Origin of the sequence: Paraburkholderia sp. RL17-337-BIB-A, assembly GCF_046025895.1 — a bacterium.
GTDB classification, from domain to species: Bacteria; Pseudomonadota; Gammaproteobacteria; order Burkholderiales; family Burkholderiaceae; genus Paraburkholderia; species Paraburkholderia fungorum_C.
In genome coordinates this window covers 3,714,290-3,730,156 of the sequence record NZ_JARESY010000001.1, presented here as the reverse complement: position 1 = coordinate 3,730,156, position 15,867 = coordinate 3,714,290, and the positions used below count along the sequence as shown (strand labels likewise).

The following is a 15,867-nucleotide window of genomic DNA, read 5'->3' as shown; positions in this document are numbered from 1 at the left end:
CGGCCATCTCATGAATGCGATATCACCACGGGGATTTGTAGACGGCGTGCTTGCCCGGAGCGTACGGATCGGCGTACGTGGCTTTCGCCGCGCCGTCGGGCATCAAGCCGTCGGCCGCATTCGGACGGCCTGGCTGGCCGGCCACGCGCACTTTGCCGTTGGCGGCAGCCGGCGCTTTGTTGCGCACCGCGGGCTGCGCGCCGCCCAACACCGTCATGCGTTGTTCGTCGAGCAGCGCGGCTTGCTGGGCGTCGGCGGTATTGCCTTGCTGTGCGTCTGGCGAACCATAGTCGCGCGGAGCGCCGAGCAGTTGCGCTTCGCTTTTGCGACGCGCATCGCCCGGTTTGGCGCGCGCTGCCGGGGCGGGCGTGCCGTAGCTGGTCCCAGCGGTGGCGGCGAGCGCCGGTGCAGCGGGTGCGGGGGCCGCATTCTGCGCGAGCGCCGGTGCGGCACACACGGCACACGCGGCACATGTGGCGATCGCGAGCAACAACGAGGTTCTTGTATGCCGAAGCGTGGTGATCATCGTATTTCCCAGGAAGATGCAGTCGCAATAGAGCTATCGTGCGCCAACCAGCACGCGCGGAGCCGCCAAAACGCTTTCCTGTACGGCCATGAAGCCAGCTTCAGTAAGGAGTCGAAACATAATGTAAGCAGGGCGAATGGGTATGTGGAATGCCGTTCGTGGTTAGGAGAAAGCTGATGGGTAACGTCGCAGACGATCCGCAGATCGGGCGCATGCCGGAACTCGAAGGCGTCCGCGAGGATGGCCGCGTCATTGATCTCAGCCTGGCTGGAAAGGGAAACTATCGCGCGAAGCGCAGTGCCCTGGTCGAGCTCATCTGGTTTGTCGTTGAAGCGTGCGTCATCAACAACAAGCTGCTGCCGCTTTCGTTGGTTCGGGTGGCGCTGTTACGTCTGTTCGGCGCGAAGATCGGCACGGGTTGCCGCTTCGTGCATCCCTTGCGGGTGAAGTCGCCGTGGAATCTGGAAGTCGGCGATAACTGCTGGTTCGGCGTCGACGTCTGGATCTACAACCAGGCATCGATCCGCATCGGATCGAATGTGTGCATTTCCCAAGGTACGTTCCTGAGCGCCGGATCTCACGAGATGAGGACGACGATGGATCTGCGCGTTGCGCCGATCGTCATCGAGGACGGCGTCTGGATCACGTCGAAATGTGTGGTGCAGATGGGTGTGACGATCGGCCGGTCGGCCGTGGTGACGCCTTTGTCCGTCGTGCATCGGTCGCTCGATGCAGAGGGCGTGTATGGCGGCAATCCATGCCGTTTCATCCGGAAGCGTTTCGCTTCCGTGACCTGAAGCACAGAGAGAGAACCGCAGCGTTTATACGCTGGGGAGGCCAGTCGTTGTCAAGCCGGAATGTCGGCGCCCGCATTGGGATGGTCGGTCGATGCGACCCGATCGACGCTGATGAAGTGTTTGGTAACGGCGTGTGTGTGGTTTGCTTGCCAGCCCCGGCTGGATGAGTAGCCGGACGCACTCAGACTCCATGAAGACGATCGGGAGTAGGGATGTTCATCGATACTCGCACTGTTGAACACAATACGGTCATTGAAACGACGGTCTGCATCATCGGCGGAGGGGTCGCCGGTATTACGCTTGCGCTGGAGATGTCGAGGGCGGGGGGCGACACCTGCGTGCTCGAAAGCGGCGGGTTCGGGCCGGACGACGAAACCCGCGACCTCTATCGTGGCGAGAACGTCGGGCTTCCCTATACTTTCGCGGACGGTTCGCGCAGCCGCTACTTCGGCGGCAGCAGCAACTGCTGGGGTGGCTGGTGCCGCCCGCTCGATCCGTGGGACTTCGAGAAGCGCGACTGGATTGCGCACAGCGGCTGGCCGTTCTGCCTCGAAGAACTGGCGCCGTACTACGCGCGCACGCACGAACTGCTGAAGCTCGGCCCGCAGACTTTCGACCCGGCATACTGGGAGCGCGAAATCGGACGCCACGACGTGCGCCGCATACCGCTCGCGACCGGCGATATGCGCGATACCGTGGCGCAGTTCAGCCCGCCTGTGCGCTTTGGCAAGGCCTATCGCGACGAGCTGTCGCGCTCGTCGCAGGTGCGCGTGTTTCTGTACGCGAATGTGCAGAATATCGACGCCGACGCTCAAGGAACCTCGGTTTCACGGCTCCAGGTGGCGACCATCAGCGGGCGCAAGATGACGGTAACCGCGCGGATTTTTGTGCTGGCCACCGGCGGCATCGAGAATGCGCGCCTCCTGCTTGCCTCGAACAACGTGCAGAAGGCGGGCCTTGGCAATGCAAACGATCTGGTGGGCCGCTACTTCATGGATCATCCGCGGATGATGTGCGGAAAAGTGCGTTTTCGTCCGGGCAATGCCCGCAACAAGCTGTATGACATCAAGTATCACTATCAGAATGCCGCAGTCTCGGCGCACGGCACCAAGATATCCTCGCAGTTCGCGCCGAAGCAGGAGTTGATGGAACGCGAGAAGTTGCTGAATTCGCGCGTGTGGCTCTATTCGCGCTGGTACGGTGAAGGCACCGCGGGGTCCGAGGCGCTGATCCATTGCAAGGAAGCAGTGCTGCAGAAGGATCAGCCGGGCCGCAGCGTGAAGACCGATATCGCGACGATGATCGCGCACCCGCTGCACACCGTGGGGTATGGTTTGACGCGGCTCTTGCAGTGGCCGGCGCTGATCACCGACGTGACATTGCAGGCGATCGTCGAAGCCGTGCCCGATCCCGATAGCCGCGTCATGTTGTCGACGGACAAGCACGACCGCTTCGGCATGCCGCGCGTGAAGGTGGAGTGGCGTCTCGGCGAACAGGTAAAGCGCACCTTCGACAAAACCTTCGCATTGCTCGCGCAGGAGTTGCAGATGGCCGGCATCGCGGACGTCGAACTCGATGCGCCGCTCGAAGGCCGGCATTGGCCTGCGAAGCTGGAGGGCACGTGGCATCACATGGGCACCACGCGCATGCACGATTCACCCCGCGAAGGCGTGGTGGATCGCGATTGCAAGGTGCATGGGATGAGCAATTTCTACGTGGCGGGCAGCTCGGTGTTTCCCACCGTCGGCGCCAACTTTCCGACTATCACGATCGCCGCGCTTGCGCTACGCCTCGCGGGTCATCTGGTGCGGCAGCTCGACGTTCCGGATATCGTCGGCAGCGCGCGGAACGAGGCCGCCAATAGTTCATCGATGTCGCTTCAGACACAGCAGCCTCAAGGCGAAACCCTGCCGATCGCAGCCTCGACCTTGACGCCGTTGATGAAGGAGCAGTGAAGAACAGCCGGTGACGATGCGCGCCAGGCGGGCGCGTTGTCACCGGCTCGGTTGTGTGCTGGGTTGCGGGCTCGCTTGCGTGCCCGGCTGCGTGAGCTCGCGCAGCGTGCTGAGCGTGTTTTCACGCGGATCGCCGGTGTTGCCTTTGGTTTCCAGCAGAGCGGTCAACGCGCTCACCATCGTTTCGACGCGAAAACGTGCTTCGAAAGTGCGGGCCGCCTGCGCGCGCATCGCGGCGCGTGCGGTATCGTCGAGCTCGAGCCAGCGCACGAGATTCTTTTCCGTCCCGTCGACCGTATCGGCGGCAACCATCCCCGCGCCGTCGGCTTCGATCTCGCGCCACACGTTGACCTTGTCCGAGATCAGCGCCGGCAGTCCGCAGCCGAGCGCCTCGGCAACCGCGACGCCGAAGTTCTCCTGATGCGAGGGCAGAACGAACACGTCGCTGGCATGAAACGCGCCCCACTTGAGATCGCCCTGCAGCATGCCCGGCAGGCTGATGCGATGCGCGATGCCGGCCGCCTGCGCCTGGCCGCGCAGGTTGGCGACCCAGCCGGTCTCGTCGGGACCCGCGATCATGAGATGCAGCGATTGATCGCGGCCGGCGACTCGCGCGAATGCATCGATCAATAGATCGCAACCTTTCTTCGCGTGGACGCGGCCGAGAAACAGCACGATGCGCTTGCCGCGCAAACCGGGCACGGCCTGCAGGAATGCTTCACGCAAGGGCTCGGCCTCAAGCGACGGCACGCTCGTGCCGAACGGCACGATCCGTTCATGCGCGCGGTACAGCCAGAACGATTGACGCGCGCGTGTGCGTTCTTCCTCCGTCGTGAAGATGACGGCGCGTGCGTCGCGCAGCACGCGGTATTCGGCCCACGGCCAATAGAGCCACTTCTTCAGATGCTTGAGCGGATAAGCCTGTTTGAACCACGGGTCGAGCATGCCATGCACGTATACGTAGTAAGGCACGCTGCTTTGGCGCAGCGCTTTCCATGCCGCGAAGCCGTGGTATTGCCACAAGCCGTGCACGATGACCGCGTCGAACCGCTTCGCGTTGGCGACGAGCCACGGCGCGAGTTGCGCGCTGTAGCTGAAGCGGCTGTTGACGGGCCCGAACGCGTGGACCGGAAACGGAAAGGCCGCGAGGTAGGCGTCGCCGGGCGCATCGCAGGTGGCCACTTCGATTTCGTGCCCGGCGTCCTGCATCGCCACGCCGCTGCGGCGCACGCCTTCAACCGGGCCGCCGGCGCGTGGATCGACACTGGCAAGCAGATGGAGAATTTTCATCGGACGATATTCGGTCGATTGGTGCTTCGCGTCGTCGTGGTGTGCGGCACGAGGGCGCCGAACTGGCGGGAGCCGGGCGCGCTGCTTGCCGGGCGCGACACGCCGAGCGTTCTTGCGAGATCGGCACGGCCCATGCCGGGCTGGATTCTGCCCGGCAATTCAGGCATGGCGGCCGGGCGTACGTGCGGGGGCTTGGGTGCGCGCCTGGCGCGCGCCGGCAGCGCACGCTGCAAGCGCGCATGCGTGGCGATCATCAAGCCAAGGGCGATGCCGAATATCAGGCCGGAGAAGCGCGGCCCGAGTGGATTGCCGCCGATCGAGGTGGCCGGCAACGCGGCAAACAACATGATGGCGCGGCCTAGTACCGGAAGCATGGGCGCGTCGGGAACCACCACACGCCAGTAGCGGTAGGAGAAAAAGCAGATGGCCAGCGCGGCCAGGGTTGCCAAAGGCATGGCGACGCCGAACAGCAGTCCGCCCGCGAAGAACTGATAGACCCAGAAATTGTGACCCGCCGGCCATTCGTTGATCGCGTAAAAGTCTTTCTCGCTGATCTGGCCGGCAAGGTCCGGCAGGTAGACGGGAGAATAGCGGTAATAGTGCCCATAGCCTTCGCCAAACAGCAGCGTTTCGGGCGACGCCGTCACCTGGTCATACTGATCGCGCATCTCGGCGAGACGGGTGACGGTAGTGGGATCCTTGCCGGTGACGGTTTCCTCGGACGCGAAAATACGCTGCGTCCAGTGCTCGGTGACGGCCGGAAAGCTCACGGCCACGATGCCGATCACGCCGGCCAGCACCGCGGCGGTCATCACGCCGCGGGCGGCCGTGCGCCAGATGAGCTGGATCGACGGTGCGCTCAGCGCCATCGCAAGCAGGAACAGCAAAACCGTACCGATCAGCAAACTGCGCGTCACACTCAGCAACTCGACGATCACGCTCAAGGCGAATACCGCGATGTTGAAAAATGAAAAGCGCCTGGCAACAACGAACTCGTGCAGCAGCACGGCTTGCAGCCCCAGCAACGTCACGGAGATGATGCGAAAGCGCGCATCCTCGAGATTGCCGCTCGTGGCGATGCCATAGACGAAGGTGAACACGAGACTGATCACGTTGGCGACGAACAGGGCTTTCTCGAACTGCGAGATTCTGTATCCGCTCCACGGACGGCAGGCCACGAGGTAACCGAGCAGAAACAGCAGGAACGGCAGGAGAACGCGCAGATAGTTGCCGGTGTCGTTATCCTGAACAAACTGGGCGACGACGCTGCCGAGTACGCACAGCAGCATGCTGAAGGTAATGACCGAGCGCAGCCGCGAGCCGTTGTGAAAGCGTGGCGCGATCAGTACGAGGGCGAGTCCGGCGGCGATCACCGGGATCACGAAGATAAACTGGACGAAGTGACCTACGTTGGCGTCGGGCGCTTTATAGTCCAGGGCAAGTGGTAACAGAAAAAACCATATCCAGAGGGTCGCATACTGATGGCGCATTGCTGATTCCTCCCCGCGCTGTCGATCCGCCGTCGGTCTATAGCGGACGGTCTCGCATCGGGTCATTGTGCGGGAATATCCGCGCCCGGCCCTTCTGCCTGGCCGGTTTCGTCGCCGATTGCCTGGGTTCTGGCGACAGCGGCAAGGGCGCCCCCTGCAAGACGCGCGCACACTGGGTGATGTTGTCGGTCAATGCCTTGATGTTGGCGCGCACGCACGCGTGCCGCCACCGAAGATGCAAAAAGGGACACGCGCCCGGGAATGGTAATAGGGGAGAACAACATGAAGTTTTTCGGCGGGACGGGACCCGTAACAGCCGGCCGGGCCATCGAGCTCGATTTCGTGCGCGGCATCGCCATTATCATGGTGATGGGCTTTCACTTTCATGCCGTTCATACCGGCAATTTCCTGATTCAGATCATCGAATATCCCCTGAAGAGTTTCGGGCGCGAAGGCGTGAATCTGTTCTTCACGCTGAGTGGCTTTCTGGTTGGCGGCCTGCTGCTTCGACAGTACGCCGAAAAAGGTAATGTCGACGCCAAGCGTTTTATCATCCGGCGGATCTTCCGCATCTGGCCCGCGTATTACGTGCTGATCGCTTTCCATGTGCTGGCCGGGCGGCATCCGTGGAATACATTTCTGTTCCAGAACCTGACCCACCTGCAGAATTATCTGGGCACCTCGATTACCCAGACCTGGAGTCTCGCGGTCGAAGAACACTTTTATCTCGTGTTGCCGGCGCTGTTGTTGCTGTTCGCGCGCTGGCGTCTCGGCGCGTGGACGATTGTCGGCGTGCTCACCGGGATCTGTGCGGTGGTGCTCACCGCGCGCTGCTTCGCGGTGGCGGGCGGCAACCTGGAAGGGGCATTCGCGTACACGCAATACCGCATCGACAGTTTGCTGGTCGGCGTGATTCTGTCCGCGATCTACTGGATGAAACCGGGCGTCTATCACCAGATCGCGAAGCGCAAGTGGCTGCTGATCGCCAGCATCGTGATGCTGTGCGCGTGGCTCGCGTTTGCGACGAAAAACATCGCGCTCGACGAAAGCATCGGCTATACGATTCAGGCGATCGGTTTCGCCGCGTTGATCGTGTTCGTGCTGGAGTATTCGGGATCGCTCAAGAGGTCGTGGGCGTATCGCGGGATTGCCTGGATCGGCCTCTATTCGTACGGCATCTACCTATGGCATTCGCTGGCGCTCGCGCCTGGCGACATGCTGATCCGCAAGGCGACCGCCATGGGTCTTGCGCCGAGCGTAATCTGGATTGTGGCGCTCGCCGCGCAGTTCGCTTTCGCAATTGCGATCGGCTATGTCACTACGCGCGCGATCGAGTATCCGTTCCTGCTGATGCGCAACGCGCTGTTCCCGGCAAAGCGCAACAGTTCGTTGCGCGAAGAAGTGCCTGTCGCCGGCGGCCAGTTGTCCTGATCACGCCTGAGCACGCGGCGGGATCGGCTGACGGCCGGCCGGCCCACCGCGCGTGTTGCCGGATGATCACGCCATCTGTTGAAGCAAGGTCTGCTTGAATTGCCCGAGCGTATGCCGGGACAGCAGATCCTCGCGTGCGGACGGAACGGTTTGCGGCGCGTGTGGCCACGACGTCATGGTTTCAGTGATCGCACGGCCGATCGAAGCGGAACTGAGGTCGCTCAGAATCGGTCCCAGTTCGCAGCGCCGGCTGAACCAGCCGATCAGGCCGTCTTCCGTTGCAATCACGGGCTTGCCGAAGCGGTACGCCTGCACGAGCACACCGCTCATTCCATAGTGTCCCTTGTAGCCGAGCCAGACCGCGTCACAGGCGGAGAACAGATCGCGTTCGACGTCGTTCGCAATGAACGAGTCGAGTATCAGCGGCGCGGGTGTGAGGCTGCGTACATGGTTGCGCATGAAATGGCGCGTGCCCGCGTCCTGCTCGCCCGCGACGATCAACGTGGGCGCATGCTCCAGGCGCGTCAATGCATGGACCAGTTCATAAATCCCCTTGCGTTCGCTGATTGCGCCGTACACCAGCAGATAGCGCTGGTCGGGGTCCAGTCCGAGCCGCTCGCGAGCCAGAACGGGATTTTCCGCCCGCTCGTCCGGAAACGGGTCCGCCACATAGGCGACGGCCGCGCTGCTCTTCGAGGCGTTGCGCGCCGACCATTCCGGCAGCGTTGGGTCAATCGTCAGAAGCGTACGCAAACCTGGGGAACGGATCGCGCGTTTGAACAGCTGCGCCTTGATCGCATTGACGATCGGCCGGTCGGGCGACTTGATGCCGACCTTGTGATGATGGAAAGTCGAGCGCATCGTGATGCCGATCCACGGTGTCTTGCGGAACGGCGAGCCGAGAAACGGTAGCGCATAAAAGAAATAATCGACATAGGGCACGACCACCAGCCTGATCGGCTGCGCATGGCTGACCACCCGATGCACGCGCTTGAAATAGCGATGAAAGCGCGAGTACTGGTTGGACTGGCCCAGCAGGCCGCGAGGCCGCTCCTGGGGATCGACGAACGCAATCTGCAGATCGGCGCGATTGGCGGCCACGATCTGTCTGGCAAGCCGGTGATCTTCGTTGCCGGATTCGGTCGCGAGGATGCACGGATAGCCGGCCTCCGTGCAGGCCTGCATGGTCCACTCGACATAACGCCAGCGATGACCGGTGAGGTTGGGCTCCACAATCAGGACGAAGTCTTGTTCCATCGATTCAGTGGTCTTCCGTGGTCGATTGCGTCGTGAAGAAGCAGCGTTGACGCGGCCTGCCGAGAGGCGCTGGCTGAACAACGTTAGCATCGCGGGCGCGAGTGGATTCGTCTATTTGACTCGTTCTGTGTGTAAACGTACCAGCGCGTAACCGGTTCGGCTGAACCGGCCTAGCTGATGGCGGTTGTCGCCGATTCTCTCGCGGTAAGGTCGTAGATAGCGTTCGATGAAAACCTCGCCAGCTTGCTGGTGCAACCTAACTATTTATGCGCCGGCGGCGTTTCGCAGCGATGCATTGAATCGCTGCGAGCAGCCGATTCAACGGCGTGCCGATTCGACGGAGATACAGCTTGCGGGCGATCAGGCTTCCGCCGCTCTCTATAGCTTCCAGCTTTGGCGCGAGTGCCGCGACGTGGGTGCTATTGCAGCAGTTCGCCGTGCGTGGACTCATAGCGGTCAAATTTCTGGCGATTGGCCGGATGCTCGGGCCGGCGGCGATCGGCAGCGTGAGCGTGGCTTTGCTCGCGGTGGCGATTGCCGAGGCGCTCTCGGACACCGGTCTCGCGCAAGCAGTCATTCAGGGCGAACATCCGCCGACGCGCTCGCAACTCGGCGCGGTGTGGACGACGCTGACCGCGCGCGGCGTGCTCATCTCATTGCTGCTGGTCGCGCTCGCGCCATTGTTGAGCAGCCAGTTTCATCTGAACGGTTCACTGGTGCTGATTCAGCTTGCGGCACTGCTGCCGTTGTTGCGCGGTCTGGGCTCGCCCACTTACTACCTCGTGCAGCGCGAGCGGCGCTTCCAGCATATTGCCGGCGTCGAGGTGGGGGCGGCATTTGTCGATTGTTCGATCGGGCTCGGATGCGCCTACCTGGGCGCCGGTGCGGCCTCGGTGCTGATCGGCCTCGTCGCCGGCGAAAGCCTGAAAAGCACCCTCACCTGGGCGACGATGAAGCCGCGTCCGCCGATCCGCGCCGTGTGGTCGGGCATCGGTCACTACGTGGGTTTCAGCCGCTGGATCTGGGCTAGCAGCGTGATCAATCTGTTGCTCAACCAGTTCGACAAGGTGGTGGTTGGCAAGCTGCTCGGCCCGGCGCAACTGGGTAGCTATCAGATGTCCTCGCGGCTCGCGCAGATGCTGCTCGCCGACGCCGCGATCGCCATGTCGCAATATCTCTTCCCCACCTTTGCGGCGCGTCATCGCCGGAATCCCCAGGCGGCCTCGCGGCTCATCAAGATTTATCTTCTCGTGATCGCGATTGGGCTGGCGGCGTTCGTCGAGGTGCTGAGGCTGATCGCCGAGCCGCTCTTCTCACTGATTCTCGGCGCCGCCTGGCTGCCCGCGGTGCCGCTCTTCAGAATTCTGGTGATCAATATGGCGATCGGCGCGTTGATCGCCGTGCTGGTGGCTTATCTGCGCGCGGTAGGTGACGCGAAGGCGACCGTGCATGCCTCGCTGATTCAGGTCGTCGTGCTGCTGGTCAGCGCGCCTGTCGCGGTTCATTGGTGGGGCGTGACGGGCATTGCCTGGTCCATGACCCTTGGCCTCGGCTGCGCCGCGGCGTGGATGCTGTTCAGGACGCTGACTGCAAGGACGCCGTGATGCGAGTTCTACATCTGATTCTGGCGCCCCGTTTGTCGGGCGCCGAAGTCCTGGCGAAGGATCTCGCTATCGATCAAAGCGCCGAGGGCATGGCTGTGTGTGTGGCCTCGCTGTTGCCCGCGCATGCCGAATTCCTGCCTTTGCAGGACGATCTGCGGCAGCACGGCGTGCGGTGCTGGTTTCCGAAGCGGCGCCGCCACCTCGCCGGAAAATTGTGGAATCTGTTTCGCGCGGTGCGGCGGTTTCAGCCGGACGTGATTTTCGCGCACGCCACGATTCCTTCGTTTTATGCGCGCGCGTTGCCGCTGCGCGTGCCGGTCGTCTACGTCATGCATTCGGCGACCAACGACTTCGAGCGGCCGCTGTTCCGGCGCGTCGAGCATATCCTGTCGGGACGCGCCCGGGTGGTGATCGGCGTATCGCAGCAGGGCCTGACCGACTACGTGCAGGCGATCGGGCCGCATCCTTCGATGACCGTGGTGCCCAACGGCGTCGACCTCGGACGCTTCGCGTTCACCGACGGCGCCGGGCGTAGCGGCCGGGCGCCCCAGGTCGTGCAGATCGGGCGCTATGCGGCGGTGAAGAACCAGCTTTTGACCGTGCGGGCGTTCCGCGAGGTGATCGAACGGGTGACAGACGCACGCCTCATGCTGTACGGCGTGGTCGAGGATCCGGATTACCAGCGCGCGGTCATCGACCTCGTGCGGGAGTTGGGACTCGCGGACCGTGTCGTGGTGGCCGGTCCACGCACCGATGTGGCGAGCGTGCTGTCGGAGTCGAACGTGTTCGTCATGCCTTCGCGCTCCGAGGCGCATAGCGTGGCGTTTCTCGAAGCGCTGGCTTCCGGGATCCCGATCGTGGCAAGCAAGATTCAGTCGTTTGCATTCGCGAGCGGATTTCCCGGCGTGCAGCTGGTCGATACGGACGAGGTGCGGTGCTATGCGGATGCCGTTGTCGCGGCGTTGGGGCAGGAGCGGGCGCAACGCTCGCTGGTCGGCCTGACGCTGAGGGATACGGCGGCCCGCTATCGGGCGATCGCGCATCAGGTCAGCAGTCGTCTGGCCGTGCCGGCCCCTTAGTTCACCCCGGCCTGTGCCTTCCGCTTGTGCGGTGGCACGTCAGTTCGTTCAATGATGGCTGATGGCGAGGCTGCGTTCGTCGGGTGTCGTCTCGGCCGTGGGCGCCGGCTGCCACGCGCTCGCCAGTTCGGTCTCGCGCATCGCGAGCGACACGAGGCTCTGGGCCTCCTTGCTGCTCGAATCGACCTGCAACGCATCGCCGGCTTTGTGCCAGACGCACGCCCATCGTCCGACATAGCTGCAACCGCGTGCCACGCTCAGCAGAGCGTCCCGTTGCTGTTCCCGCTCGGCCACGGTAGCGCGCATGGCCTGCGCGTCGGCGCTATCCGGTTGAGCCGCGATGGCCGCCGCCAGGCGCGCTTTCGTCGCCGACAGATTGTTCTGCTGCAGATTGGCGCGGGCAGATCTGATCTGCTTCGAGGCATCTGCGCGCAGTTTATTGGACACGGGGTTGGTCTGGCCGCCCGGGTTGTGCTTCGCCTCGGCCGATGCGGTTACCGTGCGCCGTGCAGCCGGCAGCGGCGCGGCCGGTGGCGGGATGGGCGGGGATCGCACGGGCTTTTGAGCGGCAAAGACAGGCGTGGGCCGCTGGGCGACGGCTACCGGCGAAGGCCGCTGAGCGACGGCTACCGGCGGCTTGACGTTCTGGGTTTTAACTTTGCCGGACACCGCGATCGGCGTGCCGTCGACGGAGTCATTGTTGTGCAGGAAGCCCAGGTACACGGCGGATGCCACGACCAGCGCCGACACGCTGAGCGCCACGGGCTGGCGCAATCGCTGCAAGACGGAGACGGCGACTTGCGGCTCTTCAGCAACGGCGTACGGATCGATCAGGTCTCTCGAGGACGGGCGCCAGATTCGCGGTGTCATCAGCCGCGTGGGCAGCATCGGCTGGGGGTCGGCGAGCGGCACGTTCAGCGGGGAGGGCGGTGCGTGGCGCACGCCGAGCGAACCGACCGGACGCGCATTGCACTCGGTGCACGGCGTAAAGCGGCCGGCTAGCGGCGCACCGCAGTGCTCGCATTGGGAATAATCATGCTGATCGGAAGTAACGTCGCTAAGCATTGCCATTTCGCAAACGGGCGTCGAATGCCGACGCCACAATCAAGAAAAACAAGGCACGGCAACGAAGCTTGCAAGCGGGATTACTGTGTGACGACGTAACCCCGCGCTTGCATGCACGCGCCATACGCGGCCCAGTACTGTGTCATTGGCGGTTCGGGCGCCGGCAGCGGCGGCAGCTTCACGCCGGATGCCGCGGCCGTCTGTGCCGCGCTGGCTGTGGCTGTCTCCGAGGCGCCGTTTTCCGTGATCGCCGCCGATGCCGGCGTGGCGGCCGCGGTCGTTGTCTTTGCCGTGGTCGAACTGGCTGTTTTCGTCGCCGCGGCGGTGGTAGCCGTTGTCGTGTTCACGCCGGCCCCGCTGGCAGCAGGCGCGGCTGCGGCGGCGGGCATGCTTGCGCCCGGCGGGGTCGCTGAAAAACTGCTGGGGGGCAAGGGCGGCCGCGAAGGCGTGCCTGTCGACGAAGTCTTGACCGCTGCGGGTTTGCGCGGCGGAAGCTGCGATTCGTGCGCCATGTTGACCTTGGTCTGCTTATTGGCCGCGGCGTAGCACATCGCGGTGTCGATGCTGCGCTGATAAGCGCTTTGACTTCGGATCGGATAGGTGAGCGGCTGCCATGCGAAAGCAGCACTGCTAAAAACCCATAACGTCAACGCCGTATATGTTCTGATTCGCATCGCAGTCGCTCCCGCAGCGATGTTTCGCCGTTCGCCGGCAATCGCGCTTCGCGGTATGTTCTCGTGGCTGCTGATTTTGCCGCTGAACGGCGGCTCAATGCCGCGAAGGCTGCTTTCCTGAGCGTAACACCAGCCATTGTCTGCAGAAGGCGCCGTATAGCGCGCGAAAACGCCATCCTGCAGTCGAATCAAGACATCCCAACATGAAAGAGTGTGAAACGGGATGATAGCGTAGGGGAATTCCCTGGACGCCGCGCGCCGGGCTTCGGCGCCCCGCTTCCCGGTTTTTCGATGAGATTCAATTGCTTGCCGTGTTCTGAGGGGAGCTGTCGCCTGCGGTCGAGTGGCAAAAAAGGAGATCGGCCGTGGCTGAAAACGGAAAGTTGGACCGATCTTGTCGTCCAAAGCGGGATCCCTTCTTGAATTTGTCACCACCCGTCCATATAATTAGCACTCGCTGCACGAGAGTGCTAACAACATCGCCGGCTGGCTCAGCCAGCCGGGTTTTCTCAGCGTTCTTCAGTCTCAATCAAGAGAGGAGTATGTATGAACCTTCGTCCTTTGCATGATCGCGTGATCGTCAAACGTCTGGATCAAGAAACCAAGACTGCGTCGGGCATCGTGATCCCCGAAGCCGCAGCAGAAAAGCCGGATCAAGGCGAAATTCTGGCAGTCGGTCCGGGCAAGCGTGACGACAAGGGTGCACAAATCGCGCTCGACGTGAAAGTTGGTGACCGCGTCCTGTTCGGCAAGTACGCAGGCCAGACCGTCAAGGTCGACGGCAACGAACTGCTGGTAATGCGCGAAGAAGACATCATGGCCGTGGTGCAGAAGTAAGCGCAAAGTCGCTACTTTTCCCGGTCATATCCCAGAGAATTCAAGGAGTTAGAAGATGGCAGCTAAAGACGTCGTATTCGGTGATTCCGCCCGTGCCAAGATGGTTGAAGGCGTGAACATCCTCGCGAACGCTGTGAAGGTCACGCTGGGCCCGAAGGGTCGCAACGTTGTCCTGGAACGCAGCTTCGGCGGCCCGACGGTCACGAAGGATGGTGTTTCGGTCGCGAAAGAGATCGAACTGAAAGACAAACTCCAGAACATGGGCGCACAAATGGTCAAGGAAGTTGCTTCCAAGACCAGCGACAACGCAGGTGACGGCACCACGACCGCAACGGTTCTGGCTCAGTCGATCGTCCGCGAAGGCATGAAGTACGTTGCATCGGGCATGAACCCGATGGACCTGAAGCGCGGTATCGACAAGGCTGTGACGGCCGCGATCGAAGAACTGCGCAAGATCAGCAAGCCGTGCACGACCAACAAGGAAATCGCTCAAGTCGGCGCGATTTCGGCAAACAGCGATTCGTCGATCGGCGATCGTATCGCTGAAGCGATGGACAAGGTCGGCAAGGAAGGCGTCATCACCGTTGAAGACGGCAAGTCGCTGCAAGACGAGCTGGACGTTGTCGAAGGTATGCAATTCGACCGCGGCTACCTGTCGCCGTACTTCATCAACAACCCGGACAAGCAAGTTGCTGTGCTCGAAAACCCGTTCGTGCTGCTGCACGACAAGAAGGTTTCGAACATCCGTGATCTGCTGCCGGTACTGGAACAAGTCGCTAAGGCTGGCCGTCCGCTGCTGATCATCGCAGAAGACGTCGAAGGCGAAGCGCTGGCTACGCTGGTTGTGAACAACATCCGCGGCATCCTGAAGACCGTTGCTGTCAAGGCTCCGGGCTTCGGCGATCGTCGTAAGGCCATGCTGGAAGACATCGCGATCCTGACCGGCGGTCAAGTCATCGCTGAAGAAACCGGCCTGACGCTCGAAAAGGCAACGCTGGCCGAACTGGGTCAAGCGAAGCGTATCGAAGTGGGCAAGGAAAACACGACGATCATCGACGGCGCTGGCGAAGCTGCAACCATCGAAGCACGTGTGAAGCAAGTTCGCACGCAAATCGAAGAAGCTACGTCGGACTACGACCGTGAAAAGCTGCAAGAGCGCGTGGCCAAGCTGGCCGGCGGTGTTGCAGTGATCAAGGTCGGTGCTGCGACCGAAGTCGAAATGAAGGAAAAGAAGGCACGTGTCGAAGACGCACTGCACGCAACGCGCGCAGCTGTGGAAGAAGGCATCGTGGCTGGCGGCGGCGTCGCACTGATCCGTGCACGTACGGCAATCGCTGGTCTGAAGGGCGCTAACGCCGATCAGGACGCAGGTATCAAGATCGTGCTGCGCGCGATGGAAGAGCCGCTGCGCCAGATCGTCACGAACGGTGGCGAAGAAGCCAGCGTCGTGGTGGCAGCTGTTGCTGCTGGCCAAGGCAACTACGGCTACAACGCAGCAACGGGCGAGTACGTCGACCTGGTTGACGCTGGTGTCGTGGACCCGACGAAGGTGACGCGCACGGCGCTGCAAAACGCAGCTTCGGTCGCTGGCCTGCTGTTGACCACCGACGCAGCTGTTTGCGAACTGCCGAAGGAAGATGCTCCGATGGGCGGCGGTATGCCCGGCGGCATGGGCGGCATGGGCATGGACATGTAATTTCGGTTGGGCCTCTTTTATTAGAGGTCCAGCTCGAAACACATGGGGAGGTGCGCCGCGAGGCGTGCTTCCCAAAAGAAAAAACCCGCAGAAATGCGGGTTTTTTTATGGGCGGCGTTTATGGGCGCCGCTGGCCGCGACTGAAGCGCAGGCGCTTGCCGGGCAC

Annotated in this window: 13 protein-coding genes; 7 read left to right on the top strand and 6 right to left on the bottom strand. The window is 62.5% G+C overall.

Features of this window, described 5'->3' with window-relative positions:
• Nucleotides 1–22: 22 nt before the first annotated feature.
• Nucleotides 23–526 (bottom strand): hypothetical protein, encoded by a 504-nt coding sequence (locus tag P0D84_RS16715; RefSeq protein WP_408338119.1) that lies wholly within the window; start codon nt 524–526, stop codon nt 23–25.
• Between the two features lie 176 nt (nt 527–702).
• Here P0D84_RS16715 and P0D84_RS16710 point away from each other — a divergent pair, with 176 nt between their 5' ends.
• The gene (locus P0D84_RS16710) at nt 703–1,323 is read left to right on the top strand and encodes a DapH/DapD/GlmU-related protein (RefSeq protein WP_408338117.1); all 621 of its coding nucleotides are present in this window, start codon (nt 703–705) and stop codon (nt 1,321–1,323) included.
• 212 nt (nt 1,324–1,535) lie between these two features.
• On the top strand, nt 1,536–3,278 hold the full coding sequence (locus P0D84_RS16705; RefSeq protein WP_408338115.1) for an FAD-dependent oxidoreductase: 1,743 nt from the start codon (nt 1,536–1,538) through the stop codon (nt 3,276–3,278).
• Nucleotides 3,279–3,317: 39 nt separating this feature from the next.
• On the opposite strand, the gene P0D84_RS16700 is transcribed toward P0D84_RS16705, so the two are convergent.
• Nucleotides 3,318–4,568, bottom strand: coding sequence for a glycosyltransferase (locus tag P0D84_RS16700; RefSeq protein WP_408338113.1), 1,251 nt, complete (start codon nt 4,566–4,568; stop codon nt 3,318–3,320).
• The gene (locus tag P0D84_RS16695) at nt 4,565–6,058 is read right to left on the bottom strand and encodes an O-antigen ligase family protein (RefSeq protein ID WP_408338111.1); all 1,494 of its coding nucleotides are present in this window, start codon (nt 6,056–6,058) and stop codon (nt 4,565–4,567) included. Before P0D84_RS16695 ends, P0D84_RS16700 begins: the two co-directional genes overlap by 4 nt.
• A gap of 282 nt (nt 6,059–6,340) precedes the next feature.
• Between P0D84_RS16695 and P0D84_RS16690 the strand changes: the two genes are divergently transcribed.
• Complete coding sequence (locus P0D84_RS16690) at nt 6,341–7,489, top strand: acyltransferase family protein (RefSeq protein WP_408338109.1); 1,149 nt, start codon at nt 6,341–6,343, stop codon at nt 7,487–7,489.
• A gap of 66 nt (nt 7,490–7,555) precedes the next feature.
• Here the strand turns inward: P0D84_RS16690 and P0D84_RS16685 are convergent, their stop codons facing one another.
• On the bottom strand, nt 7,556–8,746 hold the full coding sequence (locus tag P0D84_RS16685; RefSeq protein WP_408338107.1) for a glycosyltransferase: 1,191 nt from the start codon (nt 8,744–8,746) through the stop codon (nt 7,556–7,558).
• A 350-nt stretch (nt 8,747–9,096) separates the two neighbouring features.
• Between P0D84_RS16685 and P0D84_RS16680 the strand changes: the two genes are divergently transcribed.
• On the top strand, nt 9,097–10,350 hold the full coding sequence (locus P0D84_RS16680) for an oligosaccharide flippase family protein (RefSeq protein ID WP_408338105.1): 1,254 nt from the start codon (nt 9,097–9,099) through the stop codon (nt 10,348–10,350).
• The gene (locus tag P0D84_RS16675; protein WP_408338103.1) at nt 10,350–11,429 is read left to right on the top strand and encodes a glycosyltransferase; all 1,080 of its coding nucleotides are present in this window, start codon (nt 10,350–10,352) and stop codon (nt 11,427–11,429) included. The genes P0D84_RS16680 and P0D84_RS16675 overlap by 1 nt, the downstream gene beginning before the upstream one ends.
• Nucleotides 11,430–11,477: 48 nt before the next feature.
• Here P0D84_RS16675 and P0D84_RS16670 read toward each other — a convergent pair whose 3' ends face one another.
• Complete coding sequence (locus tag P0D84_RS16670) at nt 11,478–12,494, bottom strand: hypothetical protein (protein ID WP_408338101.1); 1,017 nt, start codon at nt 12,492–12,494, stop codon at nt 11,478–11,480.
• Nucleotides 12,495–12,574: 80 nt separating this feature from the next.
• Entirely contained in the window at nt 12,575–13,168 is a 594-nt protein-coding gene (locus P0D84_RS16665) for a hypothetical protein (protein WP_408338099.1), read from the bottom strand.
• A gap of 546 nt (nt 13,169–13,714) precedes the next feature.
• On the opposite strand from P0D84_RS16665, the gene groES reads away from it, so the two are divergent.
• Entirely contained in the window at nt 13,715–14,005 is a 291-nt protein-coding gene (gene groES / locus P0D84_RS16660; protein WP_007178996.1) for a co-chaperone GroES, read from the top strand.
• A gap of 55 nt (nt 14,006–14,060) precedes the next feature.
• Nucleotides 14,061–15,701 carry a chaperonin GroEL gene (gene groL / locus P0D84_RS16655; RefSeq protein WP_106286119.1) on the top strand — a complete coding sequence of 547 codons (1,641 nt, stop codon included), beginning with the start codon at nt 14,061–14,063 and terminating at the stop codon, nt 15,699–15,701.
• The last annotated feature ends 166 nt before the right edge of the window (nt 15,702–15,867 follow it).

What these genes read in the sequence shown, in the direction of transcription:
- P0D84_RS16670 (WP_408338101.1), bottom strand. Translation starts at nt 12,494, where the DNA reads ATGCTTAGCGACGTTACTTCCGATCAGCATGATTATTCCCAATGCGAG.
- P0D84_RS16705 (WP_408338115.1), top strand. Translation starts at nt 1,536, where the DNA reads ATGTTCATCGATACTCGCACTGTTGAACACAATACGGTCATTGAAACG.
- P0D84_RS16665 (WP_408338099.1), bottom strand. Translation starts at nt 13,168, where the DNA reads ATGCGAATCAGAACATATACGGCGTTGACGTTATGGGTTTTTAGCAGT.
- groES (WP_007178996.1), top strand. Translation starts at nt 13,715, where the DNA reads ATGAACCTTCGTCCTTTGCATGATCGCGTGATCGTCAAACGTCTGGAT.
- P0D84_RS16710 (WP_408338117.1), top strand. Translation starts at nt 703, where the DNA reads ATGGGTAACGTCGCAGACGATCCGCAGATCGGGCGCATGCCGGAACTC.
- P0D84_RS16690 (WP_408338109.1), top strand. Translation starts at nt 6,341, where the DNA reads ATGAAGTTTTTCGGCGGGACGGGACCCGTAACAGCCGGCCGGGCCATC.
- P0D84_RS16695 (WP_408338111.1), bottom strand. Translation starts at nt 6,058, where the DNA reads ATGCGCCATCAGTATGCGACCCTCTGGATATGGTTTTTTCTGTTACCA.
- P0D84_RS16700 (WP_408338113.1), bottom strand. Translation starts at nt 4,568, where the DNA reads ATGAAAATTCTCCATCTGCTTGCCAGTGTCGATCCACGCGCCGGCGGC.
- P0D84_RS16715 (WP_408338119.1), bottom strand. Translation starts at nt 526, where the DNA reads ATGATCACCACGCTTCGGCATACAAGAACCTCGTTGTTGCTCGCGATC.
- groL (WP_106286119.1), top strand. Translation starts at nt 14,061, where the DNA reads ATGGCAGCTAAAGACGTCGTATTCGGTGATTCCGCCCGTGCCAAGATG.
- P0D84_RS16685 (WP_408338107.1), bottom strand. Translation starts at nt 8,746, where the DNA reads ATGGAACAAGACTTCGTCCTGATTGTGGAGCCCAACCTCACCGGTCAT.
- P0D84_RS16675 (WP_408338103.1), top strand. Translation starts at nt 10,350, where the DNA reads ATGCGAGTTCTACATCTGATTCTGGCGCCCCGTTTGTCGGGCGCCGAA.